The organism is Diaminobutyricimonas sp. LJ205, from assembly GCF_009755725.1.
In the GTDB taxonomy this organism is placed as follows: domain Bacteria; phylum Actinomycetota; class Actinomycetes; order Actinomycetales; family Microbacteriaceae; genus Ruicaihuangia.
Window position 1 is genome coordinate 2,946,410 of record NZ_CP046619.1, and the last position, 18,034, is coordinate 2,964,443.

Below are 18,034 nucleotides of genomic sequence, written 5' to 3' on the forward strand. Positions count from 1 at the left end.
AGCGGATGTCGCGGCCGGGAATGCCGGATACTGCGCGCCTGTGGCCCCTTTCGGGCGTGCTGCGACCGGAGCCGCGACGCGCGCATCTCGCCGCTACCGGCCTCACCCCGCGAGGAGTCGACGCCCTGTGGTTGGTCAGTGCGTACGTGATCGCGCTCCTGGCGATTCCGGCGAACCTTACGGTCCCCCCTCTCGGGTCTGTCGGCACGCCTGCGGTCATTATTGGGCTGGGTGCGCTGATGTGGTGGATCAGCGCGCAGATGAACAAGAGCCGCGCCACCCTGTCGCCGTCCCAGCCGGTACGGCGGTCCATGATCTGGTTCACGGTGGCCGTCCTCATCAGCTACGTCGCTGCTACCACGCGGCCCATCGAAGCGGTTGAGTTGTCCGGTTCCGACCGAGGGTTGCTGCTGATCGCGTCGTGCCTGGGCATAGTGCTGCTCGCTTCGGATGGGCTTCGCAGCGTGTCAGAGATCGAGCAGAGCCTGCGGGTCCTGGTCGCTCTGGGCGGCCTCGTCGCAGTACTCGGCGTCACCCAGTTCGTCACCGGTCAGCCGATCATCGATGGGATCCAGATTCCCGGGTTGAGTCCGAACAACGCGATCCAGAACATCACCGACCGGGACGGGTTTGTTCGTGCGGCGGGCACATCGACGCATCCCATCGAATTCGGGGTCGCCCTGTCCATGATCCTGCCGTTGGCGCTGCACCTTGCCTTCGCCGACCCGACGAGAAACCGTCTTGCCCGCTGGTTCCCGATTGCCGCCATTGCCATTGCAGTGCCGATTACGATCTCACGCTCTGCCCTGGTCGGCGTTGTCGTCGGCCTGGTCATGATCTTGCCCTCGTGGCCGCGCCACCGTCGGCACATGGGCTATCTTGCGATCGGAGTGCTGGCGGTTGGCATCTACCTCACGATCCCGGGCATGCTCGGAACTCTCACGAAGATGTTCACGGGCATCGGGGAGGACGGAAGCGCCGCCTCCCGGGTCGACAGTTATGCGCTGGCGTTCGACTTCATCGCCCGGTCACCGATTATCGGACGTGGACTGTCCACGTTCTTGCCGCAGTACCGAATTCTGGACAACCAGTACCTCGGGTTGCTGATCGAAGTGGGCATCGTCGGCACGGTGGCCCTCCTGGCGGTGTTCTTCGTGGCAATCCGGACCGCGCTGATCACGCGTCGCCGCAGCGCTGATGAACGAACCAGAAGCCTGGCACTCGCCCTCGCGGCCTCGGTGGCCGCCGGAGCGTGCAGTTTCGCGACATTCGATGCGTTCGGGTTCCCGCAGGTGTCCTGCGTCGTGTTCCTCTGTATCGGGATGATCGGTGCCTTGTCGAACCTCATGGGGCGTGAAATCTTGAGCAGCGGCCTGCCAACTCCAACCACCGTGAGGACGCGATGAGCGCGGTGCCGCCAACGAGGACGCTTGAAGCAATCGCCAGGATGCGTGCCGCCAGAAGACGGGCCCTGCCGCGGCTGAGTGTCGGGCCGGCCACGGAGGTGACCAGCGTCTATTACCTCTCTCCCCACGGGCGCCAGCCGAGCGGAGGCGTGCGGGTGATCTATCGGCACGTGGATCTGCTCAATGAACTCGGCATTCCGGCAGCCGTGCTGCACGAACCGGAGGGCTTCCGTCACACCTGGTTCGCCAACAGCACACCAACGGTGTCGCCTCGCACGATCAACCTGCGCGAGAACGACATCCTCGTTGTTCCCGAGTACTACGGAGCGGGTCTGCGCGGCCGCCGCCCTGCCGTCCGGACCCTTGTCTTCAATCAGGGCGCGTACCACACCTTCGACGAGATCAGCTTGTCTGATTCCGGGCGAGGTGCACCGTACTCCGGGGTTGATCAGTTGATTGGCTTGATCACCGTGTCAGTCGACAGCGCGGCACTGCTGCGCTACGCCTTCCCTGACCTGCCGGTTCATCGAGCCCGCCCGGTGGTCGATCCGACGATCTTTCACCCACGGACTGGCCCTCGTCGCCGCGCGCTGGCATATTTCCCGAGCCGACGACCGGCGGAGCGCCACCAGCTGATGCATCTTCTTCGCGCGCGCGGAATTGACTGGGAGTTGGTGCCGATTGCTGGCAAGGGTGAGGCAGAGGTCGCCGCCCTGCTGCAGCAATGTGCCATTTTCCTGAGCTTCAGCGAAAGGGACGGTTTCGGCCTTCCGCCGGCAGAAGCCATGGCGAGCGGGTGCTACGTAGTCGGCTACCCCGGTGGCGGCGGTAAGGAGTTCTTCGACCCGGACTACTGCACGCCGGTAAGTGACCTCCTCCAGTTCGCGCAGGCCATCGAGGACGCAACCGGGAGAGAGCTGTCAGATCTTGCTGCGGCCGGCGAACGGGCATCCCGTCGAGTGCTCGCCGATTACAGCGTGGATGGCCTGCGCGAAGATCTGCGCAAGCTCTATGAGCCGCTGTGGCACGGGTAGGTGCGCGCTCAGTACCCGTACCGCCGCCACCGCCGCCAGCGCATCCGGCCCTCAAGATCGCGTTGAATCGCTCTCGCCCAAGCGGCGGAACTGGGGCGCACGGCGCCGGCGGCCAGGTCTCCTGCCTGCACACCCAGCAGCTTCTGGCAGTCTCTCCAAAGCGGGGAACGTGTGACATCGGGATCGACGGCGGTGGCGAACGCGATGGCCCTCGGTCCCAGCTGCTCCGACGAATCCGAGCCGGTTCGCACGGCGTCGACGACCAAGCCCAGCGCTTCACTTGCCAGGCGCTGTGCGGCGAGCTTTCGCCATGCCTCCGCTTTGGCTGGTTCGACTCGGGTGCGTGTCAGGAAACTCTCATATGCGAGGCGGCGGTGCTCGAGGTCATCGACCGGAGCGGAGAAGTTGGTTTGCATCATGCTTGCCTGGTGGACCCGACGGTACGCCTGGTCAGGGCCGTTCACGCGGGCCACATCGGCGATCTCAGCGATGCGCAGCCACATCTCGAGATCGCCAGAGTGGGGTAGCTCTGGTCGGTAGTAACCCGCTTCGTGATGCACCGACGTCCGCACGACGGCCTCTGGGCTGTAGATGATGCTGAGGCCGCGACGAAGCTGAGCGGTGATCCAGTCGAGACCCTTCCAGATCGACCAGTTGCGTAGCCGGGCTTCCCGAATGGTCGGCGCAGTCTCGAACGACTGCGGGTGCCCGTACACGAGCCCTACTTCGCGCCGATGCTCCATGATTGCGGTCGCCCGCTCGAGCGCTCCGGGAGCCAGCAGGTCGTCGGCAGAGAGCAAGACAACGTAGTCGGAATCAGCCTGTGAGAGGCCCTCGTTGTAGGTGGCGATGTGGCCCCTGTTGATGCGGTGCTCGGTCAAGCGCACGTCACGGTAGCGGTCGACGAGGCGCTCGGCGACGCGGACGCTGTCGTCGGTCGACGCATCGTCGATGATGTGTACTTCTGCGGTGACACCCGGCTGCTCGACGATGCTGCTGACGCAACTCTCCAGGAAGTGGCCGTAGTTGTAGCAGGGCACGACGACCAGCACGTGCGGCCGTCGCCCGGCTGGTAGTCGTCTGGCTGTGCTAAACACCGGGCTCACCAGCCAGATCCCGGTCGGCCCTAACAGCACGATGCATCCCTGGTTGGCTGGGGAATGCATCGAGGATGCGGGAAGCGACCTGCTGCCAGGTTGCGTCCGCGGCAGCCGTCGAGGCGGCTGATCCCCGACGCGGCCCATCCACCGGATCGGTCAGGCGCAACATTGCTGCGGCGATCGCGTTGATGTCACCAGGCGGCACAGTCAGAGCTCCTTCGCCAAGCAACTCGCCCGCGCCTCCTTCGCTCGTTGCAACCACCGGTAGACCCGCCGATCCAGCCTCCAGGTAGGCGATCGGCGACGGGTCGAACTTGCTCGGCAGCACAAAACAGGTCGAGCTGGCGAAGAGCTCGTCAAGAAGCTGCTGCGCAGCGAAATCGTCGCGTTTCAGCAGACCATGTGAAACCACGCCTGGCTCGTGGATCGGCGGAATACGACCGACCAAGTGCAGTGTCGCGGTCGGCTGCCGTTCCCGGACCAGCCGGAACGCTGCGATGACGGCATCCCCGTTCTTCCGCTCCCAATCGATGCCGACGAACAAATAGCGGGGGCTCGACCAGTCGCGGAGGTTCCCGCCCAGTTGGCTTCGTGAGCGATGTCCCATTCCGACGACTCGGACGGATTCGGCGGGAACTCCGTAGTGCCGGGAGAACGATGCCGCCGCCCATTGCGTGCTGACGCAGTTCACGTCCGCGGCCCCAGCACTTTGGCGCTCCCAGTGAATCCAGCGCTCGACAAAGCGGCGCTCGTAGCCGTATTGGCGGAGGTCGGAGTCCGGATGCTCCCACATCTGGGCCAGCGTGGCATCGTCGTACGTGACACAGGGAACGCCCTCCGGGATCACAGCAGCGAGGTCGTAGAGCTCGGTGCTCATCGCAACTATCCCGTCGAGGGGAAGCGCCCGCTCAATCGTCAGACGGAGCACAATCCCTCGTGCGGCGCGCCGTATCGGCAGCCGTTCATTGATCGCCATGTTCCGAGTGCGAATCCTGGCCAGGAGGGCGACCGCATGGTGGAACCCGGGAGGGAGGCCGGCACCGATAGGCACGACCTCGACGCCGAGGGCAGCGAATCCGCTTGCCAAACCGGCCGGAGTGCCGGACCATTCGGTCGGCCCGATGGGATCGTCGCTGGGGTAGAGCAGGCCGATTCGCATTATTGCCTCCTTCGCCGAAGCGATATCCGGCGCCAGCGCGTGGGCAACTGGCGCAGCAGGATTTTTCGTGTCGCAAACGCGTACGATGCGGCCCCCACGACAAGGCCGATGATCAGGCGTAACCACTCAGGCTGCACGGTCACTGTGACGGCCCACGCAAGCAGGCCCGCCGCAATTGCTGCCGCGGACGGGAGCATCAGAGCGCGAAGCATCGCAGTGAGGCGAACTCCTGAAACGTGCCGGAGCACCGTGAGATACACCGGGAGCGTCACCAGGGCGGCGACGATGATGTGCGCAGCAGCCACCCCTGGCAGGTCCCAGAAGGTGATCCCGATCCACATGACGGGGGCCAGCACGGCAAGCACCGCAAGCTGCACCCCCAACAGCACGCGCGTTCGGCCGAATGCGATGACAATGTTGGCGTAAAGCAGCCCGAGCACTGAGATACCGCCGTAGCAGGCGAGAACCCGGAGCACTTCGGCGGCTTCGCGCCACTGATCGCCGTACAGCGTCACAATCAACGGTTCTGCGAATACAAACAGGCAAGCCGCGAGCGGGAACGCTACCCAAGCCACCAGTTGTGTCGCGTTGACGATTGCGGCGGGGACGTCGCCATCGTCGCGGCGAACTGCCGAGATGGCCGGCAGCACCAGCCCGTTGAGCATTGCCCCGATGATGGCCGTTGCCCACATCGAGACCCCGAAAGCGAGGGTATAGAGCCCGAGGTCTACGACTCCGAGCATGCGACCGATGAATACATAGTCGATGTTGGCCACCAGCTGACTCAGAAGGTTTGCAGCCGCGAGCGGCAGCCCGAACGCCAAGAGGGGGCCTACGAACCCGCGATCGAATCCGGGCCAGTATCGGGCGGAGGCGGGGATGAGGAGCATGATTCCGGCGACCAGATGCCCCACGACGCGTGACCACGCGAAACCCTCGGGCCCCCAGCCCGCCACGCTCAGGCCGATCAGCACAGCACTGCCAACCACGAACGACACCGCGGTTGCCCTGAACACGAGGTCCTGTCGGAACTGCCGTTGCAGTAATGCCCCGGGGACGGCAAATGGGCCGATCATCGCCACGCTGATCGCCAGGATTCGCACGGCATCCGAGGCTGCGGCGGCTCCCAGGGCGGCCGCTATTACGTCGGCGAAGGATGCCATGAGGATGCCGAGCCCCACGCTGGTGGCGATTGCGATAGTCGCGACGGTTGGGGCAATCCGGTCTGCGTCGAGATCCGCCCGTGCCACCGCAGAGGCGATGCCCAGTTCGGCGATGCTGACCACGAACGCGTGCACGGTGACCGCGATGGCGAACAGCCCCACTACCTCAGGAGCGACGAGGCGGGCTACGACCACCATCACCAACACATTGCTGACGCGCATGATCATCGTTCCGCCAGCCGCCCACAATGCCCCCCTGCGCACATTGGTCGCGAGCGCTGTCCCCGACGATTCCGCCGGCGCGTCAGCAGATGGCAGCCGCGGCAGACCAGGGGTGTCGGTTCGGCGAGTGCTCACCGCAGCATCCGTTCCCTGCTGAGAGCATCGTTCACGCTGGCCAATGCATCGGCGACCCGTTCCTGCTGTGAGCGTGTGATGTGCGGGAACATCGGCAAGGAGAGGATCTGCTCTGCCGCGGTTTCCGCGATGGGAAACTGGCCGCGGCGATACCCGGCACCCGCATAGGCGCCGGTCAAGTGCAGAGGCGTCGGGTAGTGGATGGCGGCGCCAATCCCTTGCTCGAGCAGCGCATCGAGCACGCGGTCCCGCGAGGCCGCCAGTATCCGGATGACGTAAAGATGCCACACATCGGTGGATCCCGCTCGAGAACGGGGAAGCCGGATGGCCCCGCTCGCCTCGAGCGGTCCCAGCAGCTCGGCGTAGGCAGCCGCGGCCACACGACGCCGGGCGTTCCACTCCTCGAGCCGCCGGAGCTTCGCCGAGAGCACTACCGCTTGGAGCGCATCCAGCCGAGAGTTCACGCCGATGCGGTCGTGCACGTACTTGACTGAGCTTCCATGTGCACCGAGAGACCGGACTGCGTGAGCGAGTTCAGCGTCGTTCGTCGTGACGGCGCCGGCGTCGCCGGCTGCCCCCAGGTTCTTGCCGGGGTAGAAGCTGGTCGCGGCAATTGCGCCCAACGCACCGGTACGTCCTTCCGTGCCTGACGCCCCCTGAGCTTGCGCGTTGTCTTCGACGATCGGGATCCGCGCACCGACCGTGGTCGCGGTGAGAGAGTCGACCGGCGACACCTGACCGTAAAGATGGACGGGCACGATCGCTTGCGTGCGGGGCGTGATGGCAGCCTCGACGGCGGGAGGCTGGATGAGCAACTGCTCATCGTCGACGTCGACGAAGATCGGCCGCGCCCCGATGCGGGACACCGCCTCCGCGGTCGCAACGAAGGTGTTGACCGGCACTATCACCTCACCTCCGGGCATCACTCCGACCGCGCGCATCGCCAGCTCGAGTGCGTCGGTGCCATTCGCCACACCGATGCAGTGGCGCACCCCGGTGAAAGCGGCGAACTCGCTCTCGAACTGATCGACTGCCGGTCCGCCGACGAACGCCGCTGTCTCGAACAGCTCCTCCCAGGCGGGAAGTACCTCTGCGACGACCTCGGCGTTCTGGGCCGCGATATCCAGGAATGGGATGGCTTGCTGCTCGGTCATACTCGAACCTCCAACGGCCGCGCGGGCACGCCGATCCAGGTCTCGCCGGATGGGAGCTCTTTCGTCAGTACGGCACCCATTCCCAGCACGCTTCTCGACCCGACCCGAGTGTTCTCGCGTACTGCCGCGTTCATGCCGAGATAAGCCGCCTCGCCCACCCAGACGTGTCCGCCCAGGGCCACACCTGCGCAAATGGTGGCGAACCGCTCAACGAGAACATCGTGTGTGAGCGTCGCGTTCGGCATGATCACGACGTGTCGGCCGATGGAGACATTGGACGTCATCACCACGCCGGCCAGCAGGATGCTCCCCGCACCGACGACGCAGCTGGGAGGAATCTCAACCCCGGCGGCGACGACGGTCACGTAATCACGTTCGGTGCGACCCTGGTCGGCTAAGCGATGCTCCAGGCCTGCTCGGACGGTCCCGGCGCCGGCGCACAAGAGCAAGCGGACCCCGGGGAAGCGTTCAGCGTCGGCTACGGTACCAACCACGGTCATACCGTCGATGGTGCGCTCGAGCTTTTTCGGGTCATCATCGAGAATCCCGATCACCTCATGCTCGCCGGAGCGGCGGATCACCTCGAGCGCCTCTCGTGCCAATCCGCTCGCGGCGACCAACAGCACGTCAGCCATGACGCACCGCCGTAGAGGAGACGATGGCGTCGACGACGACGGCAAGCTGGCTCTCGTCCAGCTGGTGGTACAGCGGAAGGATCAGGGTGCGCTCGGTCAGCCATTCGGTGACCGGCAGCGGCACCCGCAGTGACCGGCTGCCCAGGTACGGTGGCTGCCGGTGCGCCGCCATGATGCCGCGCCTGGCGGAGACGCCCGACTCGGCGAGGTGGATGAGGAGCCCTTCCCTGCCAAGCGGGTACTGGTCATCCAGTTCGATCCACATCGACTGGAAGTTGCCGGTCCCGTGTGCCGGATCGGCGACCACGCGGATGCCGGGCACGCCCACCAGCGCGCGGGTGTACTCGTCGGCCAGTCGGCGACGAGTGCGCACCAGCTCGGGCAACTTGCCGAGCTGCACGATGCCGACCGCGGCTTGCAGGTCGGTCATCCGGTAGTTGAAGCCGATTTCGTCGTAGACCTCGGCCGGCGCGACCAACGCGCTGTGGCGTTCGGCCGCGGACACGCTCATGGCGTGCTCACGCAACCGGCGAGCGCGCTGCGCCCAGTCCGCCCGGCTGGTGGTCAGCATCCCGCCCTCGCCCGTGGTCAGCAGCTTCCTCGGGTGGAACGACCACGCCGTCAGCTCGGCACCTGCGCCGACCGGGCGGTCGTGATAGCGGGAGCCGGCGCCACAAGCGGCGTCCTCGATGACGGTGATGCCGAGCGGGTCGCAGAGCGCCCGGATCGGCTCGAGGTCCACCGGCACCCCACCCTGGTCCACCGCAATCACCGCCCGGGTGCGGTCGGTGATCAACGGCGCCAGGGTCTCGGCGGTGACGTTGCCGGTGACCACATCGACGTCGGCGAAGACGGCGAGCGCGCCGACGTAGCTGGGCGCATTGGCAGTGGCGATGAAGGAGAACGAGGGAACGATGACCTCATCGCCGGCCCCGATTCCGGCGACCACCAGCGCCAGATGCAGCGCGGTGGTGCAGTTCGAGGTGGCGACAGCGTGCTCAGCCTGCATGGCTTCGGCGAACAGCTGCTCAAACCGGGCCACCTGCGGGCCCTGGGCCACCCAGCCGCTCTCGATCACCGCGGTGACGGCGGCGACCTCGTCCGCTCCGAGCCACGGCTTCATCACATTGATGCGATCGGTGCCGGTCATGATGCGACCGCCCGTCCGGCGGTGATCTCTTCGCGGAGCGGCTGCCACCATTCGACCAGTTCACGCAGTCCCTGCTCGAGGCCGACCTCGGCCACGAAGCCCAGGTCGCGTTCGGCGGCGGTGACATCCGCGAGCCGTCGCACGACGGAATTGACGGCACGTTCCGGGCCGTGCTCGACGGCGAGCTCGGAGCCCATCACGCGGAGCAGCGCTTCGGCCAAGCCGAGGAGGCTGGTTTCGGTGCCGCTGGCGATGTTGTAGACGCCCTCACGCACGTCGCTTTCGGCGGCCAGCAGGTTGGCCCGGGCGATGTCCCGGGTGAAGACGAAGTCCATGGTCTGTGCGCCATCACCGAAGATCAGGGGGGCCCGGCCATCCGCGATCCGCTCCATCCACCGCACCAGTACCTCGGTGTACAACCCGTGCACGTCCATCCGAGGGCCGTACACGTTGAAGTAGCGCAGCAGCACGTAGTCGATGCCATACATCGCCCGGAAGCTCCTCACCATCCCCTCGTTGAACGACTTCGCGGCGCCGTAGAAGGTGTCGTTGTTGTGGTGGTGGTGCCGTTCCGAGGTGGGGAATTGTTCGGCCATGCCGTACACCGACGCGCTCGAGGCGGCGATGAGCTTGCCGACCGAGTGCCGCGCCGCGGCTTCCACGACGTTGAAGGTGCCGTCCACGAGCACCTCGAGGGCGAGTCGCGGGTCTTCGGCACACTGGGTGATCCGGATCGCGGCCTGGTGGAAGACGATGTCCTTGCCGCGGACGAGATCGTCGACCAGGTCCTTATCGCGCAGGTCGCCCTGGATGAGGCTTACCCGTCCGCTGGCGAGGGCCGGTTCGAGATTGCCCAGTCGGCCACGGACGAGGTTGTCGAGCACGTCGACGTGCTGCACCCCGGTATCCAGCAATTGGTCGACGATTGTCGATCCGATGGTGCCTGCTCCGCCGGTGACGAGCACGCGGGATCCGGCGAGTGCGGTCATGCGACAACCTCCAGTTCGGGTTCGGTGAGGATCAGCGGGACGGCGGCTCCGGCCGCGCGGAGGCTGACGGCTGCGGCGTCCAGTACGGAGAGCACCCGCAGACCGGAGCCTCCGTCGGTGAGTGGCGCCCGGCCGTCGCGGATGGCGCCGGCGAATTCGGCTGCCATCAGCGAGAGTGCCTCCCGTTCCGGCAGGGCGGGTGACCAGGTGTCACCGAGCCGGTAGGACACCGTGGAGGCCTTGCGTTCGACCGTCGCCGCGGATTGACGCTCGATGTCGACGCCGCGGTCGTAGATGCTGAGCCGCTGCTGCGGATTCAGGTCGTCCCAGACCAGGGTGCGCTTGGTGCCGCCGATGACCATCTTGCGGATCTTGGTCGGACTCAACCAGTTCACGTGGACGTGGGCGATGGCTCCGTCACCGAACGGGATGGTCAGGTAGCCGACGCAGGCCTTGCCTGAGTGCAGCGGGTCGGCGCCCTGCGCGGAGACCGAATGTGGCCGGAGCCCGCCGGGGATGATGAAGTCGAGAATCGACAGGTCGTGCGGGGCGAGGTCCCAGAACACGTCGACGTCGGGTTGGATGAGGCCCAGGTTGATGCGCACCGAGTCGATGAAGAGGATGTCGCCGAGGACACCCTCTGCCACCAACTCGCGGATCTTCTGCACGGCAGGCGTGTAGCAGTACGTGTGGTCAGCCATCAGGACGAGCCCCCGCTCGGCTGCCGTCCGCACCATCATGCCGCCCAGCGCGCGATCATCGGCGAGCGGCTTCTCCACCACCACGTGCTTGCCGGCTTCCAGTGCTGCGGTCACGAGCGCGTGGTGGGTACGTGCGGGCGTCGCTATTGCAACAGCGTCAATGGCGTCATCCGCCAACGCTTCCTCGATGTCGGTGAGCACCGACGCCCCGCCGACCTGTTCGGCAACGCGCTGGGCGCGGTCGGCATCCTTGTCGCAGATCGCTGCCAGCGTCCAATCAGGGCTGCTGCGGAAGTTGCGGGCGAGATTCGGACCCCAGTAGCCGGCCCCGATGATCGCAATGCGAAGAGAGGTTGTCATAGTTTTCCCCCGGAGTGGTTCTCAGGTGTCACGGATCGATGGCGAAGAGCACATCAACCCAGAAGTTGTGTGCGGTGAGGTCGGTTGGGTAGTCGGTGCCATAGACGTACGTTCCGCCGGTGGCTGGTGTGGACAACGGTCCACTGACCCGTGGGTCCTGCAGTCCGTTCAGGTCCACGGCGTACCTGCCGGTTGAGCTGTGGACCGTCACGCGGTATTCCCGGCCAACCTCGAGACGGACCGATTCCGGCAGCATCGCGAGCTGCCAGCCACTAGGGCTCTCATCGGTGAAGGCCACTTGAGCCACCCGGGTGCCGTCGGTGCTCCACAGAGATCCGGTGTGCACGCCGGTGTTGGCTGCGCCCTTGTAGAAACGGATGCCGAGGACCTCACCGGCGGCACTGGCCGTAAACCGGGTGCCGAATTGCACGGCTCTGGGGTCGTCCCACGCTGGGTGCTGAGGGATGGCGTCGGTGCCGAACAACGAGACGACATCAACGGTGGGCGGAGCAATCGCGGTCGTGAACGACCAGGTGCCGCCGCTCAGAACGGTTTGGCCGACTGTGATCGTTGCCGTGTATCGGGTGGCCCACGCCAACGGGTCCGTCGGTGTGAATGTCAGCGTGCTGGTCGTCTCATCCCATGTGGTTGCGCCGACAACGGCACCGGCCGACCCGGTCAGGGTAAAGGTCGGCTGCTCCGAGACGTTGCTGACCTGCGCGCTCACGCTGGTGGTCGGGGCAATATCCGAAGCGCCGTCGGCTGGGCTACCACCGGTCACAATCGGCACAGGCGTAGGTTCGGGTTCCGGCTCGGGGTCCGGTGGCGGCGGGGGTGGCACCACGGCGTCCGGCTGGAACAGCACGTCAACGAAGTAGTTGGTCGCATTCCAGCTCTCGGTCGGGTACCCGCCGGTCCCGTAGAGAAAGCGCCCATTCGCGGCAGTCTCCGCGCTGAGCGGCCCGTTGGTTCTCGCGGTTGAGAAGTAGTCGGGGGTCGCCGAGTAGGTGCCTTGCGGAGCGTAATAGGAGACGATGTAGCGCTCGCCGGGGGTCAACGCTAGCGGTGTCGCCAGGGCAGCGGTCTGCCAGCCGGCGTTCGTCTCTCCCGTGAAGGTGACCCGGGCGAGCGGCGATCCCGCGGCGGACCAGATCGTGCCGACATGCGTTCCTCCGTTGCCCAGCCCCTTGTAGAAGCGGATCGCGGTCACCGTTCCCGGCTGGTTCGTGGTGAAGGCCATGCCGAGTTCGATGGATGACGAGTCCGAAGCCGACGCGAACCGTGGCAGGGTTCCATCCAGCAACGAGTAGACGCCGGTTGGCAGGGGTGCGGCGACGGTCGTGAAGCTCCAGCCGCCGCCGGTCGGCATGCGGCCATCGATCAGCACTGTCGCGGTGAAATCGGTCCCGTAAGGAAGTGGTGCCGCCGGGGTGAAGGTCACGGTCCGGGTCGTCGGGTCGTAGCTGCTCGATCCATCGACCGCTGCAGTGCCGGCCTGCAGCCGAATCGTCGGCTCGGCGGGAGGTTCGGCGCCCAGCGTCGCGCTCACCGCGGTGGTGGGCTGCACCGGCGCTTGACCCGGCGTGGGACTACTCGCCGTCACCGACGGCAAGGCAGCAGGCGGCACGTAGCTCGTCGAGAACACCACGTCCACGAAGTAGTTGGAAGCATTCCAGGATGCCTCCGGCATCACTCCGCCGCCGCCATACCGGTACCGGCCGTTGGCGACGGTGTCCGCTGTGAGGGGACCGTTGGTGTGCTGCGTCGTGAAGTATCCGCCGCTGTAGGAGTAGTAGCCGTTCGGCGCGTGGTAGGAAACGACGTACCTGACTCCGGGATTGAGCATGACCGGCGTCGCGAGTGCCGCGGTCTGCCAACCCTGAGCGGTCTCACCCGTGAACGTGACTTGAGCCATCCGCTCTCCGGTCGACGACCAGAGCGACCCGACGTGGGTTCCGGTGTTGCCTGGCCCTTTGTAGAAGCGGATCGCCGTGACCGCTCCTGGCTCGGCCACCGAGAAAGCCGTGCCCAGTTCGACCGGCGCGCTTTCGGGCACTGTCACTGTGGCGGGTAGCTCACCAGCGAACAGCGAGTAGTCCCCGAGCTGCGGCACGTAATCGGTGGTGAGGAAAGACCATTGTCCGCCGACGATCGTGGCGGCACCGACTTGCACCCGTGCCTGGTAAACCGTGCCTGGCTCGAGCGGGCTGCCCGGCGCAAAACTGATTGTCTTGGACGTGGCGTCCCAGGTCGCCGTCCCCGAAACCGGACCGTCGGTGTTCGACACCGTGATGGTCGGTTCGGCTCCCTGCGGCGCGCCCGAGAGCACCGCGCTGATCTGCGAGGCCAGGGGCACATCGGTGGCGCCCGACACCGGCGTGGTCGACGTCGTCATGATTGCCGACGGGTCATCAGGGTCGGTGACGAAGATCACATCGACGAAGTAGTTGGTTGTTGAACTCGATGCGGGGAACCCGGTGCCGTACGTGTAGGCACCACCCGAAGCGGGAACCCTGAGCGGCCCGCTGGTGTAGGGGCTCGCGAAGGCACTCAAGGTTGCCGAGTAGCTGCCGGCGGTGGCCCGGTAAGACGCGACATAGGTCGACCCGGCTCGAACATCGACGGGCGTACTGAAGTAGACCGTCTGCCAGCCGCTGGTCGTCTCACCGGTGAAGGTCGCTGAGGCGAGCTGCCGCCCATCGGCTGCCCACAGAGTGCCGACGTGTGTGCCGACATTGCCCGCACTCTTGTAATACTTCAGCCCCATGATCGAACCGCTGGTCTGCGGGGTGAACTTCACGCCAAGCTCGACCGATGCCCGATCGCCGACCTCGAGGATCCCGGGCACCTCGTTGCCCTGGAACAACGAGCATGGGCAGCTCGCACTGACGTCGGTGGTCGCCGTGGTGAACGACCAGCCCGCCCCCTCGACGAGCGGCTCTCCTCCAATGCTGGTCGCAGCCAGTTGCACGAAGTAGGTGCTTCCCGTGGCCAGCGCGCCGGCCGGCGTGAACGTCACGATTCGCGCATCGGGGTCGTAGCTCGTTGCGCCGCTGACGGCGGAGCCGAGTCCATCTCGCATGGTCACGGCGACCGAGGACGGGTCAACCTGCGTCGTGAATCGAGCGGTGATGGCCGTCGATGGCACTACTGCGGTCGCGCCGGGGGCGGGCCACTGTTCCACGGCGATCAACGGCGTCCGGTCAGAGGTATCGAAGACGACATCCACGAAGTAGTTCGACCCGTCGTACCGATTTGCAGGGAACTGGCCCAGGTTGCCGTATACACCGGCTGTCGCGCCTTGATATCCGGGTGCGATGGTGATGGGTGACGATGATCGGGCGGCGTACGGCCAGTAGCGCGGGCTCACGGAATAGTGGCCCGCGGGTGCGCTGTACGACACGGTGTAGACCTGTCCCGCCAAAACGGGCACCGCTTCGGTGAAGTAGGCGGTCTGCCAGCCGGCTGCCGACTCCGAAGTGAACGCGACGGACCCGAGAGCGCTACCCGCGGCGTCCCACAGGGTTCCGACGTGGTTGCCGGTGTTGAGCTCGCTCTTGTAGAAACGCACGCCTGCGACGTAACCGTCGGCCTCTGGCGAGAACTGCAGTCCGAGCTCAACTGCGGAGCGATCGCCCGAGTCGACCGTTGCGGGAACTTCCGTTCCGAGCGCGCTCGCCGGACCCGTCACCGTAAGGCTCACGCTGGTGGGCGTCGACGGATAGTTGGCACTGTCATCGATCGCGCGCGCCATCAGCGCGGCGGCTCCCAAGCCGGATTGAACGTACGTATAGCTCCAGTTCGTCGTGCCCTCGGCCAGCCGCCAGGTCGCACCACCATCGGTGGACACTTCGACGCCCGCCACCCGTCCGCCGGCATCATTCGCCGTGCCGGTAACGGTGACTTGCGCACCGTTGGCGATCGATGCGCCATTGACGGGTGAAACCACACTTGCCGTCGGCGCGGCACTGTCCGTGCTCGCAGAAGCCTGGACAAGCCCGGCCATCAGCGTGGCCGGCTGCGCACCCATGTCGGCGAGGACATTGACCTGCGCTTGCTGCATTCGCGGATCCGGGGGTGCGCCATCGCCATCATGAAAGTCGTCGAGACCCCACGACCACTGCACGCTGGCCGACGAAAAGACAAGGGCCCCGCTGGCAGCCCGATACAGGGTCAGGTTATGAGTCGTGGACCCCGGCTCCACGGTGTTTCCATAATCCAGCAGGTACTGCGGAGTGGGACCGGTTGTGGTGGACAGGTGGATGAGACCCTGCGGTCGGAAGCCGTTGTCGATGTCCTCATTGGACTCGTACCCCACCGTGTGGGGAGCCAACTCGGCTGACGTCCCGGCAGCCATCGAGGCCAGGCTGGTGTTTCGCCAGAGGCGCAGCTTGCCTTCCTGAGCGCTGACGGTGACCGGAAGGTCATCGTGGTTGACCATGTACATCGTGCCGGTGAGGGCATTCTCTGGCGTCCCTGCCCCCGAACTCTGGGGAGCGAACCGGGGGTCACGCCAGGTTCCCGTCCACTCAGTCGAGGGGTCGATCTTCGAGTTCGACCAGGTCTCTTTGTACGACACAAGCGTCCGATAGGCCGCGCGATCCGAGGACGCCGCAGGCTCATAACGTGTGCGCCAGTACCCTTCATTGCCTGTCAGGAACTGCAGATTCACGCCCGCGTCCCGAGCGGCCTCGATGTTCCGTCGCTGTGCACCGGACCAGTACTCGTCGTGACCGACAGACAGGAAGACGTCGTGGTTCAGCAGGTGGCCGCCGAACCGATCCGTGTCCACCCCACTTGCGTAACTGACGTCATAGCCGTTGCGTTCGAGGAAGCGGACCAGGGCGTACTCGCTGGAGAAATAGAAGTCCCGCTGGGTGTCGCCATTTCGGGTGGCGAACGGCCGGTTGTAGCTGATCTTGTACGCGCGCCCGTTGGCGGCCCCTTGGTAGAAGTCAGAGCCGCCGTAGCTGTTATAGGCATGCCAGGTCGGATCGGATGTCTGGAACAAGATGTCTGAAGTGCTGCTGTCATCGCGAACGATGAAGGTGATGTGGCTCTCGTCACCGTTGTCGGTCCGAAGCAGATGAGCGATGTAGACGCCGGAGACGGCGTTGCTCGGGACGCTCCACGAGGCAGACACCCCCCAGGTGCCGCAGTCGTAGAGTTCGGTCGCCTGGTCGCTGATGCATTCCGGTTGCATCTGCGGTAGCGCTGCTGACGGCTCAACCGATGTGATGTAGCGCGCACCCAGGCCCTGATACCAACCGGTGCGGTAGATGTCGATCGTGTAGTCAGCGGCATCCGTATCGATCTTGAAATCGACGCGACTGCCGATGTTCACGCTGATGTCAGTCGCGAAGCCTTGGATGCTGGGGTCACCTGCGCCTCGGATATCCCAGATTGCCGGGTCCGTGCCGGGTTGGCTGTTCTCGCAGGAGATCTTGTTTCCGCCCGCCCCGCACGGCTCAGCTGCCGAAGCGATCGAAGCGGGGCCAAGCACCGTCAGCGAGGTGAGCACGAGCGCGCTCGTCGCGAGCAGGCTCGCGAAACCGGCAACACGGCGACGCAACGGGGCGTCGCGCGGGTCCACTGACGCTTCAACCATGTGAGCCTGCATTCGGGTTACAGGAACTACGCGGCAAGAAAAGGGGGTGCTACGCGGGGGTAAGCCGCGTCGTGTCGGCGTCAGGGAACGCCGGTATCGGGTGTGCAAACACTAAGCCAGCGTGTCTGCGAGGGTCAATAGCTGACTTGTGCTAGCTCACCGCAAGCCGCGGTCTTCGAGCCATTCCTGGTGATCGCGGAGAGCGCGGCGCACCGCCGCTCGCACCACCGTGTAGAAGATCAGCAAGCCGATGGCGCCGCCAACGATCCAGAACAGGACGGGGACGACGATCGCCATGAGCTCGCCCAGTTGCGCCATACCCGAACGTTAGCGGCCCCGGGCAGCGTCGGGCTAGAGCTGGTCAGCGGGCGCGGCGAACGTGTCGCACGCGCCGGTGCCGTTCTCGAAGCCGGCTCTGAACCACTTCTGCCTGCTCTCGCTGGAGCCGTGCGTCCAGGATTCCGGATTCACCTGACCCTGCGTCTGCTCCTGGATGCGGTCGTCACCGATGACGGATGCCGCGTCCAGCGCCTGGGCGACCTGGTCCTGGGTGATCGGCTTCAGGAATGGCTGCCCGGAGGCATCCTCGGTCGTTGAGGCTTCCCCTGCCCAGGCGCCCGCGAAGCAGTCTGCCTGCAGCTCGAGGCGCACCGCGTCGGATGCGGGCCCGGTGTCACCGCGCTGGGCCTGGCCCATGATGCCGGTGATGTTCTGGATGTGGTGTCCCCACTCATGCGCGACGACGTACATCTCGGCGAGCGGCCCGCCTTCGGCTCCGAACCGGTTCTGCAGGTCGTTGTAGAAGGAGAGGTCGATGTACACGGTCTGGTCGGCGGGGCAGTAAAACGGGCCGACCGCGCTGGTGGCATTGCCGCAGCCCGTCGTCGTTGCTTGGTCGAAGAGCGCGAACGGGGGCTCCGTGTACTCCGCGCCAAGCTCGTTCGCCCAGAAGGCGTCGAGCGAGAGCGCTGCGCCCTCCATCCGGCACTCAGTCCGCGCGTTCGCGTCAGCCCCGGTGTCGCAGTCCTCGATCGCGGTCCCGGTGGGCTGCCCGCCGGAACCGCCGCCGAGGATGCCGGTCAGATCCACGCCGAGCAGTTGCGAGAGCAGCACTAGGGCCACCACGCCGATCCCGCCGCCGCCGACCGCCAACCCAGTGTTTCGCCCCCGGTGGCTGACCCGATTTCCGCCGAGATTCGCGTTGTCATCGAACGTCAT

General features: G+C 65.8%; 13 protein-coding genes. 2 read left to right on the plus strand and 11 right to left on the minus strand.

All coding sequences use genetic code 11. The annotated features are described in order from the left end of the window. Window positions 1-5: 5 nt before the first annotated feature. Entirely contained in the window at window positions 6-1,406 is a 1,401-nt protein-coding gene (locus GO591_RS14375; protein WP_157157445.1) for an O-antigen ligase family protein, read from the plus strand. Then, a complete protein-coding gene (locus GO591_RS14380; RefSeq protein WP_157157446.1) occupies window positions 1,403-2,440 on the plus strand; it encodes a glycosyltransferase in 1,038 nt (345 codons plus the stop codon). The genes GO591_RS14375 and GO591_RS14380 overlap by 4 nt, the downstream gene beginning before the upstream one ends. 8 nt (window positions 2,441-2,448) lie before the next feature. On the opposite strand, the gene GO591_RS14385 is transcribed toward GO591_RS14380, so the two are convergent. From GO591_RS14385 to ypfJ, 11 genes are all read right to left on the minus strand, one after another. Beyond that, entirely contained in the window at window positions 2,449-3,546 is a 1,098-nt protein-coding gene (locus tag GO591_RS14385) for a glycosyltransferase family 2 protein (protein WP_157157447.1), read from the minus strand. Further along, window positions 3,530-4,699 carry a glycosyltransferase family 4 protein gene (locus GO591_RS14390; protein ID WP_157157448.1) on the minus strand — a complete coding sequence of 390 codons (1,170 nt, stop codon included), beginning with the start codon at window positions 4,697-4,699 and terminating at the stop codon, window positions 3,530-3,532. The genes GO591_RS14385 and GO591_RS14390 overlap by 17 nt, the downstream gene beginning before the upstream one ends. Then, window positions 4,699-6,219: an oligosaccharide flippase family protein gene (locus GO591_RS14395; protein WP_157157449.1), complete on the minus strand. Its 1,521-nt coding sequence runs from the start codon at window positions 6,217-6,219 to the stop codon at window positions 4,699-4,701. Before GO591_RS14395 ends, GO591_RS14390 begins: the two co-directional genes overlap by 1 nt. Further along, window positions 6,216-7,373: a DegT/DnrJ/EryC1/StrS family aminotransferase gene (locus GO591_RS14400; RefSeq protein WP_157157450.1), complete on the minus strand. Its 1,158-nt coding sequence runs from the start codon at window positions 7,371-7,373 to the stop codon at window positions 6,216-6,218. The genes GO591_RS14395 and GO591_RS14400 overlap by 4 nt, the downstream gene beginning before the upstream one ends. Further along, window positions 7,370-8,008 carry a NeuD/PglB/VioB family sugar acetyltransferase gene (locus GO591_RS14405; RefSeq protein WP_157157451.1) on the minus strand — a complete coding sequence of 213 codons (639 nt, stop codon included), beginning with the start codon at window positions 8,006-8,008 and terminating at the stop codon, window positions 7,370-7,372. Before GO591_RS14405 ends, GO591_RS14400 begins: the two co-directional genes overlap by 4 nt. After that, the gene (locus tag GO591_RS14410; RefSeq protein WP_157157452.1) at window positions 8,001-9,158 is read right to left on the minus strand and encodes a DegT/DnrJ/EryC1/StrS family aminotransferase; all 1,158 of its coding nucleotides are present in this window, start codon (window positions 9,156-9,158) and stop codon (window positions 8,001-8,003) included. The genes GO591_RS14405 and GO591_RS14410 overlap by 8 nt, the downstream gene beginning before the upstream one ends. Continuing rightward, complete coding sequence (locus GO591_RS14415) at window positions 9,155-10,147, minus strand: NAD-dependent epimerase/dehydratase family protein (RefSeq protein WP_157157453.1); 993 nt, start codon at window positions 10,145-10,147, stop codon at window positions 9,155-9,157. The genes GO591_RS14410 and GO591_RS14415 overlap by 4 nt, the downstream gene beginning before the upstream one ends. After that, window positions 10,144-11,208, minus strand: a complete 1,065-nt coding sequence (locus GO591_RS14420) for a Gfo/Idh/MocA family protein (protein ID WP_157157454.1) — start codon at window positions 11,206-11,208, stop codon at window positions 10,144-10,146. Before GO591_RS14420 ends, GO591_RS14415 begins: the two co-directional genes overlap by 4 nt. Before the next feature lie 28 nt (window positions 11,209-11,236). Then, the gene (locus GO591_RS14425; protein WP_157157455.1) at window positions 11,237-16,816 is read right to left on the minus strand and encodes a DUF4082 domain-containing protein; all 5,580 of its coding nucleotides are present in this window, start codon (window positions 16,814-16,816) and stop codon (window positions 11,237-11,239) included. A gap of 156 nt (window positions 16,817-16,972) precedes the next feature. Further along, window positions 16,973-17,134: a hypothetical protein gene (locus tag GO591_RS14430; RefSeq protein ID WP_157157456.1), complete on the minus strand. Its 162-nt coding sequence runs from the start codon at window positions 17,132-17,134 to the stop codon at window positions 16,973-16,975. Window positions 17,135-17,167: 33 nt separating this feature from the next. Continuing rightward, on the minus strand, window positions 17,168-18,034 hold the full coding sequence (gene ypfJ, locus GO591_RS14435) for a KPN_02809 family neutral zinc metallopeptidase (RefSeq protein ID WP_157157457.1): 867 nt from the start codon (window positions 18,032-18,034) through the stop codon (window positions 17,168-17,170).